This is a genomic window from Gemmobacter sp. (assembly GCF_016792925.1).
Classification (GTDB): Bacteria; Pseudomonadota; Alphaproteobacteria; order Rhodobacterales; family Rhodobacteraceae; genus Gemmobacter.
This window is the reverse complement of sequence record NZ_JAEULU010000340.1, coordinates 1-6,828: the sequence shown is the minus strand read 5'-3', so window position 1 is coordinate 6,828 and position 6,828 is coordinate 1. Positions and strand designations below refer to the sequence as shown.

At 68.3% G+C, this 6,828-nt stretch carries 8 protein-coding genes; all 8 read left to right on the top strand.

The window, feature by feature from the left end:
• A partial coding sequence (locus JNN06_RS17000) for a phage tail tube protein (protein ID WP_291240781.1) occupies positions 1-135 on the top strand: 135 nt, incomplete at its 5' end.
• A gap of 11 nt (positions 136-146) precedes the next feature.
• Complete coding sequence (locus JNN06_RS16995; protein WP_291240780.1) at positions 147-482, top strand: gene transfer agent family protein; 336 nt, start codon at positions 147-149, stop codon at positions 480-482.
• Entirely contained in the window at positions 479-766 is a 288-nt protein-coding gene (locus JNN06_RS16990) for a rcc01693 family protein (RefSeq protein ID WP_291240779.1), read from the top strand. Before JNN06_RS16995 ends, JNN06_RS16990 begins: the two co-directional genes overlap by 4 nt.
• Positions 678-1,334, top strand: coding sequence for a phage tail tape measure protein (locus JNN06_RS16985; protein WP_291240778.1), 657 nt, complete (start codon positions 678-680; stop codon positions 1,332-1,334). Before JNN06_RS16990 ends, JNN06_RS16985 begins: the two co-directional genes overlap by 89 nt.
• A gap of 10 nt (positions 1,335-1,344) precedes the next feature.
• Entirely contained in the window at positions 1,345-1,977 is a 633-nt protein-coding gene (locus JNN06_RS16980; protein ID WP_291240777.1) for a DUF2460 domain-containing protein, read from the top strand.
• On the top strand, positions 1,977-2,864 hold the full coding sequence (locus tag JNN06_RS16975; protein WP_291240776.1) for a DUF2163 domain-containing protein: 888 nt from the start codon (positions 1,977-1,979) through the stop codon (positions 2,862-2,864). The genes JNN06_RS16980 and JNN06_RS16975 overlap by 1 nt, the downstream gene beginning before the upstream one ends.
• A gap of 8 nt (positions 2,865-2,872) precedes the next feature.
• Complete coding sequence (locus JNN06_RS16970) at positions 2,873-3,337, top strand: NlpC/P60 family protein (RefSeq protein WP_291240775.1); 465 nt, start codon at positions 2,873-2,875, stop codon at positions 3,335-3,337.
• Positions 3,338-3,349: 12 nt separating this feature from the next.
• The coding region (locus JNN06_RS16965) for a glycoside hydrolase TIM-barrel-like domain-containing protein (RefSeq protein ID WP_291240774.1) at positions 3,350-6,828 on the top strand (3,479 nt) is incomplete at its 3' end.

Sequence of the window (6,828 nt, the reverse complement as noted above, 5' to 3'; positions counted from 1 at the left end):
GTGATCCCGGATTTTGGCGTGGTGCAGGGGCCTTTCCAGATCACCGCCATCGAATATGCGGGCAGCCATAATGGCGAGGCCACCTATGAGATGACGCTGGCCTCGGCGGGCGCGCTGACCTTCACGGCCCTGTAATGGGGGCTGCGATGGTGAACCCCTTTGCAGGCGAGGTGGCGCTGGTGATCGACGGCCAGCGCCATGTGGCCAAGCTGACGCTGGGCGCGCTGGCCGAGCTGGAGGCGGCGCTGGAGGCCGGGGGCCTGGTCGATCTGATCGAGCGTTTCGAGGCCGGGCGGTTCACCGCGCGCGATGTGCTGGCGCTGATCCTCGCGGGCTTGCGCGGCGGCGGCTGGCAGGGCAGCGCCGAGGATCTGGCACGGGTCGAAATCGGGTCCGAGTTCGGGGGGGGCCTTGTCGGGGCGGCGCGGGTGGCGGCGGCGCTGCTGGCGCGCGCCTTCGCCCCGCCGCCGGAGGAGGCATGAGGCGGCGCTTTGATTGGCCGGGGCTGATGCAGGCGGGCCTCAAGGGGCTGGGCCTCACGCCCGATCAGTTCTGGCGGCTGACGCCGCTGGAGCTGCGGATCATGCTGGGGGCCGATACGGCGGCCCCGGCATTCACGCGGTCGCGGCTGGATGAGCTGTGCCGCGCCTTTCCCGATGTGAAGATGGAGGCTGGGCATGACGACGCGGACAGAGGCGCTGGAAGATCAGATCGCAGCGCTGGAGGCGACGCTGGCGGGCACGGGCAGCGTGGTCGGGGCCTTTGAGGGCGAGCTGGCGCGGATGCGCGACAGCATGGTCTATACCGGGCGCGAGGTGGACCGGCTGTCCACCGGCATCGGGCGGGGCTTGCGCGGGGCCTTTGACGGGCTGGTCTTCGACGGGCTGAAGGCCTCGGAGGCCCTGAAGCAGGTCGCGCAATCCATGGTGAACATGGTCTATGACGTGGCGATGAAGCCGGTGCAGGGCGCCATTGGCGGGGCTTTGGCGCAGGGGCTGAATGGCCTTCTGAGCGGCATGATGCCCTTTGCCAGTGGCGGTGCCTTCACCCAAGGCCGGGTGATGCCCTTTGCCAAGGGCGGCGTGGTTTCGGGGCCCACCTCTTTCCCGATGCGCGGCGCGACCGGGCTGATGGGCGAGGCGGGGCCGGAGGCGATCATGCCGCTGACGCGCGGGCCCGATGGGCGCCTTGGCGTGCAATCGGCGGGCGGCGGGCGCCCCGTCACGGTGGTAATGAATATCACCACGCCCGATGTGCAGGGCTTCCAGCGCAGCCAAAGCCAGATCGCGGCGCAGGCCGCCCGCGCGCTGAGCCGCGGCCAGCGCAACCGCTGAGGAGAAAACCATGGGATTTCATGACATTCGCTTTCCCGCCAATCTGAGCTTCGGCTCGGTCGGCGGGCCAGAGCGGCGCACCGACATCGTGACGCTGGCCAACGGGTTCGAGGAGCGCAACACGCCCTGGGAGCATTCGCGCCGCCGCTATGATGCGGGAGTGGGCTTGCGCTCGCTGGATGATGTGGCGGCGCTGATCGCGTTTTTCGAGGCGCGGCGCGGGCAGGTTTACGGCTTCCGCTGGAAAGACTGGTCGGATTACAAATCCGGCCCGGCCTCGCGCGCGGTGACGGCGTTTGACCAGAAAATCGCCACCGGCGACGGTGCGACGACCGAGTTTCAGCTGATCAAGACCTATCGCTCGGGCGAGCAGACCTATGTGCGCCCCATCGTGAAGCCGGTTTTGGGCACGGTGATCGTGGCGGTGGACCGGGACGTGAAGGTCGAGGGGCAGGAGGTGGTCATCGACTTTGCCACCGGGCTGATCACGCTGGACACCGCGCCCGCCAAAGGTGCGGTGATTTGGGCGGGATTTGAATTCGACGTGCCGGTGCGGTTTGACACCGACAGCATCCAGACCTCGGTCGCCTCGTTTCAGGCGGGGGACGTGCCGAATGTGCCAGTGGTGGAGGTGCGGGTCTGATGGGCAAGCAGGAGCTTCTGGACCATCTGGCGACGGGCACCACCACCGTGTGCCGCGCCTGGGCGGTGACGCGGGCCGATGGCACGGTGCTGGGTTTCACCGACCATGACCGCGCGCTGCGCTTTGGTGGCATCAGCTTCAAGGCCGAAAGCGGGTTGACGGCGCGGGCCTTGCAGCAATCCACCGGCCTGTCGGTCGACAATAGCGAAGCCATGGGCGCGCTGTCGGATGCGGCGATCACCGAGGCCGATATTCTGGCCGGGCGCTATGACGGCGCCGAGGTCGAAAGCTGGCTGGTGAACTGGGCCGATGTGAGCCAGCGCATGACGCTGTTTCGCGGTGCCTTGGGCGAGATCACCCGGGCAGGCGGCGCGTTCCATGCCGAGCTGCGCGGTCTGGCCGAGCGGCTGAACCAGGTGCAGGGCCGGGTTTACCATCGCCATTGCAGCGCGGTTCTGGGCGACGGGCAGTGCAAGTTCGACACCAGCCTGCCGGGCTATTTCGCCGAGACTCCGGTGCAGGCGGTGGAGGGCGCTGTGGTGCTGGATTTCGCAGGGCTCGATACCTTCGAGGACCGCTGGTTCGAGCGCGGGCGTCTGCTGGTGCAGACCGGCGCGGCGGCGGGGCTTTCGGGCTTTGTGAAATCCGACCGGCTGGCCTCGGATGGCAGGCGGCGGGTGGAGCTGTGGCAGCGTCTGGGCGCCGATCTGGCGCCGGGCGATCTGATCCGGCTGGAGGCGGGCTGTGACAAGCGCAGCCTGACCTGCCGCCAAAAGTTCAACAATTTCCTGAACTTTCGCGGCTTTCCTCATATTCCGGGTGAAGATTGGCTGACCTCTTATCCCAGCTCGACCACGGTGAATGACGGCGGGAGCCTTGGTCGATGACGGGGCCGATGATCGCGGAGCGTGTCGTGGCCGAGGCGCGGGCCTGGATCGGCACGCCCTATCTGCATCAATGCGCGACCAGGGGCGCGGGCAGCGATTGTCTGGGCCTGCTGCGCGGCATCTGGCGCGCGGTCTATGGCGAGGAGCCGGAGGCCGTGCCCGCCTATACGCAGGATTGGGCCGAGCCCTCGGGCGAGGAATTGCTGTGGCAGGCAGCGCGGCGCCATTTGCGCGCCAAACCTGTGGCCGATGCCGCGCCGGGCGATGTGCTGCTGTTTCGGATGCGCGAGGGCGCGGTGGCCAAACATCTGGGGCTGCAAGGCCGCATCGGCGCGGCCCCCAGTTTCATCCATGCCTATACCGGGCATGGGGTGGTGGAAAGCCCGCTCTCGGGCCCCTGGGCGCGCCGGATCGCGGCGCGCTTTGCCTTTCCCGATCTGGATGCGCCGGGCGCGCATCCGGCTGACCATTAAGGAGCGTTCAGAATGGCGACGATTTTGCTTTCGGCTGCCGGGGCCGCCGTGGGCGCGGGCTTTGGCGGCACCGTGCTGGGGCTTTCGGGCGCCGTGATTGGCCGCGCGATCGGTGCGACGCTGGGCCGGGCCATCGACCAGCGCATTCTGGGCGGCGGCTCGGAGGCGGTGGAGATCGGCCGGGTGGAGCGGTTCCGCCTGATGGGCGCCTCGGAAGGCGCGGCGGTGTCGCAGGTCTGGGGCCGCATGCGGGTGGCGGGGCAGGTGATTTGGGCCACCCGCTTTACCGAGACCGTCAGCACCAGCGGCGGCGGCAAGGGCACGCCCAGCCCGAAAACCACCAGCTATTCCTATTCGGTCAGCCTTGCCGTCGCGCTGTGCGAGGGCGAGATTTCCAGCCTTGGCCGCATCTGGGCCGACGGGGTGGAGATTGCGCCGAACAGCCTGAACCTGCGGGTCTACAAGGGCAGCGAGACCCAATTGCCCGATCCCAAGGTCGAGGCGGTGGAGGGGGCCGATATGGCGCCTTCCTATCGCGGCATCGCCTATGTGGTGATCGAGGATCTGGAGCTGGGCGCCTATGGCAACCGGGTGCCGCAATTCAGCTTCGAGGTGGTGCGCCCGGCGCAAGGCGCGCTGGCCGATGCCATGACCGACCTGCCGCGCGCGGTGCGCGGTGTCGCCATGATCCCCGGCACGGGCGAATATGCGCTGGCCACCACCAAGGTGCATTACAAGGAAGGCGACGAGGCCGTGCGCTCGGCCAATGTGCATACGCCGCGCGGGCGCTCGGACCTTGCGGTCTCTGTGTCGCAATTGCGCAGCGAATTGCCCAATTGCGGCGCGGTCTCGCTGGTCGTGTCGTGGTTCGGCAGCGATCTGCGCTGCGGCCAATGCACGGTGCGGCCCAAGGTCGAGCAAGCGGACCTTGAGGGCGAGGGCATGCCCTGGACGGCGGGCGGCATCACCCGCGCCGCCGCGCAAGAGGTGCCGCGCGTCTCGGGCGCCTCGGTCTATGGCGGCACGCCCGCCGATGCCTCGGTGGTGGAGGCGATCCAGCATCTGCGCAATGCCGGGCGCGAGGTGATGTTCTATCCCTTCATCCTGATGGATCAACTGGCCGGGAATGACCTGCCCGACCCGTGGTCGGATGCCGGTCACCAGCCGGTTCTGCCATGGCGCGGCCGCATCACCACCGCCAAGGCGCCGGGCCGCGCAGGCACGACCGACCGCACGGCGGCCGCGGCAGCCGAGGTGGCGGCCTTCTTCGGCACGGCCACGCCCGCACAATTCAGCATCAGCGGCACCACGGTCAGCTATTCCGGCCCGGCAGAATGGAAATTCCGCCGCTTCATCCTGCATTACGCCCATCTCTGCGCGGCGGCGGGCGGGGTCGATGCTTTCTGCATCGGCTCGGAAATGGTGGGGCTGACCACCATTCGCGGCGCGGGCGACAGCTTCCCCGCCGTGACGGCGCTGCGCACGCTGGCGGCCGAGGTGCGCGCCATTCTGGGGCCTGCCTGCAAGATCTCCTATGCCGCCGACTGGACCGAGTATTTCGGCTATACCAGCGGCAACAATCGCTATTTCCACCTCGACCCGCTCTGGGCCGATCCGAACATCAACTTTGTCGGCATCGACAATTACATGCCGCTGGCCGATTGGCGCGATGGCGAGGGCCATGCCGATGCGGGCCATGGATCGACCTATGATCTGGGCTATCTCAAGGCCAATGTCGCGGGCGGCGAGGGGTATGACTGGTATTACGACAGCCCGGAGGGCGAGGCCGCGCAACTCCGCAAGCCGATCACCGATGGTGCCTATGGCGAGCCCTGGGTCTGGCGCTACAAGGACATCCGCAACTGGTGGGGCCAGCTTCATCACGAGCGGCTGAACGGCGTGCGGCAGGCCAGCCCGACGGCCTGGGTGCCGGGCTCCAAGCCGGTCTGGTTCACCGAATATGGCTGCGCCGCCATCGACAAGGGCGCGAACCAGCCCAACAAGTTCCTCGATCCGAAATCCTCGGAATCGGTGCTGCCGAAATATTCCAGCGGGCGGCGCGATGATCTGATGCAGATGGCCTATCTGCAAGCCATGCGCGAATACTGGGCCGAAGGCGCGAACAACCCGCAGGCCTCGCTGTATGCCGGGCGCATGGTGGATATGGATCACGCCTTTGTCTGGGCCTGGGATGCGCGGCCCTTTCCGGCCTTCCCCAACCAGTCGGATGTCTGGTCGGATGGCGACAATTACAGCCGGGGCCATTGGCTGACCGGGCGCGCCTCCAATCAGGCGCTGGCGGCGGTGGTGGCCGAGATCTGCCAGCGCAGCGGCTTGACCGCCATTGATGTCAGCGACCTGCGCGGCGTGGTGCGCGGCTATGCGCTCGAGCAGATGGGCAGCGGGCGCGCCGCCCTTCAGGGGCTGATGCTGGCGCATGGCTTTGATGCGGTGGATCGCGACGGGGTTTTGCAATTCCGTATGCGGGGCGCACAGTTGGCGGGCGAGGTTGAGGAGGCGCGCCTGGCGCTGCATCCCGATCTGCCGGGCCGGATCGAGGCCAGCCGCAGCCCCGCCATCGAGGTTTCGGGCCGGGTGCTGGTCGGCCATTATGAGGCCGAGGCCGAGTTCGAGATGCGGGTCTCCGAGGCCCGCCACCCCGACGAGGCCAGCATGGCAGTGTCGCAGACCGATCTGCCGATGCTCTTGACCGGGGCGGAGGGCGTGACCATGGCCGAGCGCTGGCTGTCAGAGGCGCGGGTCTCGCGCGATGCCTTGCGCTTTGCCCTGCCGCCTTCGGCGGCGCATCTGGGGGCGGGCGATGTGGTGCGGATCGGCCCCGACCGCTATCGCATCGACCGGGTGGAGCTGGGCGAAAGCCTGATGGTCGAGGCCGCGCGCACCGAGCCGGGCATCTATGAGCCCGCCGATCACCCCGGCGACCCGGTGGTGCCGCGCGCCTTCAACACGCAGCTTCCGGTCTATCCGGTGTTCCTCGACCTGCCGCTGATGACCGGCGAGGAGGTGGAACACGCGCCCCATATCGCCATTTCGGCGCGGCCATGGCGCGGGGCGGTGTCGGTCTGGTCCTCGGATCAGGATGCGGGCTATGTCTTCAACCGCACTGTCGCGGCCTCGGCCACGGTGGGGCGGACCGAGACCGTGTTGCCCGCCGCCGCCGCCGGGTTCTGGGATCAGGGCCCCGGGCTGCGGGTGAAGCTCAGCTCCGGCACGCTGGCCTCGGCCAGTCAGGGCGCGGTGCTGAACGGCGCCAATGCGATGGCGATCGGCAACCCGACGACCGGCGATTGGGAGGTGTTCCAGTTCGCCACCGCGCAGCTGGTGGCACCCCGCACATGGGAGCTGTCGTTGCGGCTGCGCGGCCAGTTGGGCACCGATGCGCTCATGCCCGCCGAATGGCCCATCGGCTCGCAGGTGGTGCTGCTCGACCGCACGCTGGTGCAGCTTGACATGCCCGCCTCGGCGCGCGG

What these genes read in the sequence shown, in the direction of transcription:
- JNN06_RS16995 (WP_291240780.1), top strand. Translation starts at nt 147, where the DNA reads ATGGTGAACCCCTTTGCAGGCGAGGTGGCGCTGGTGATCGACGGCCAG.
- JNN06_RS16990 (WP_291240779.1), top strand. Translation starts at nt 479, where the DNA reads ATGAGGCGGCGCTTTGATTGGCCGGGGCTGATGCAGGCGGGCCTCAAG.
- JNN06_RS16985 (WP_291240778.1), top strand. Translation starts at nt 678, where the DNA reads ATGACGACGCGGACAGAGGCGCTGGAAGATCAGATCGCAGCGCTGGAG.
- JNN06_RS16980 (WP_291240777.1), top strand. Translation starts at nt 1,345, where the DNA reads ATGGGATTTCATGACATTCGCTTTCCCGCCAATCTGAGCTTCGGCTCG.
- JNN06_RS16975 (WP_291240776.1), top strand. Translation starts at nt 1,977, where the DNA reads ATGGGCAAGCAGGAGCTTCTGGACCATCTGGCGACGGGCACCACCACC.
- JNN06_RS16970 (WP_291240775.1), top strand. Translation starts at nt 2,873, where the DNA reads ATGATCGCGGAGCGTGTCGTGGCCGAGGCGCGGGCCTGGATCGGCACG.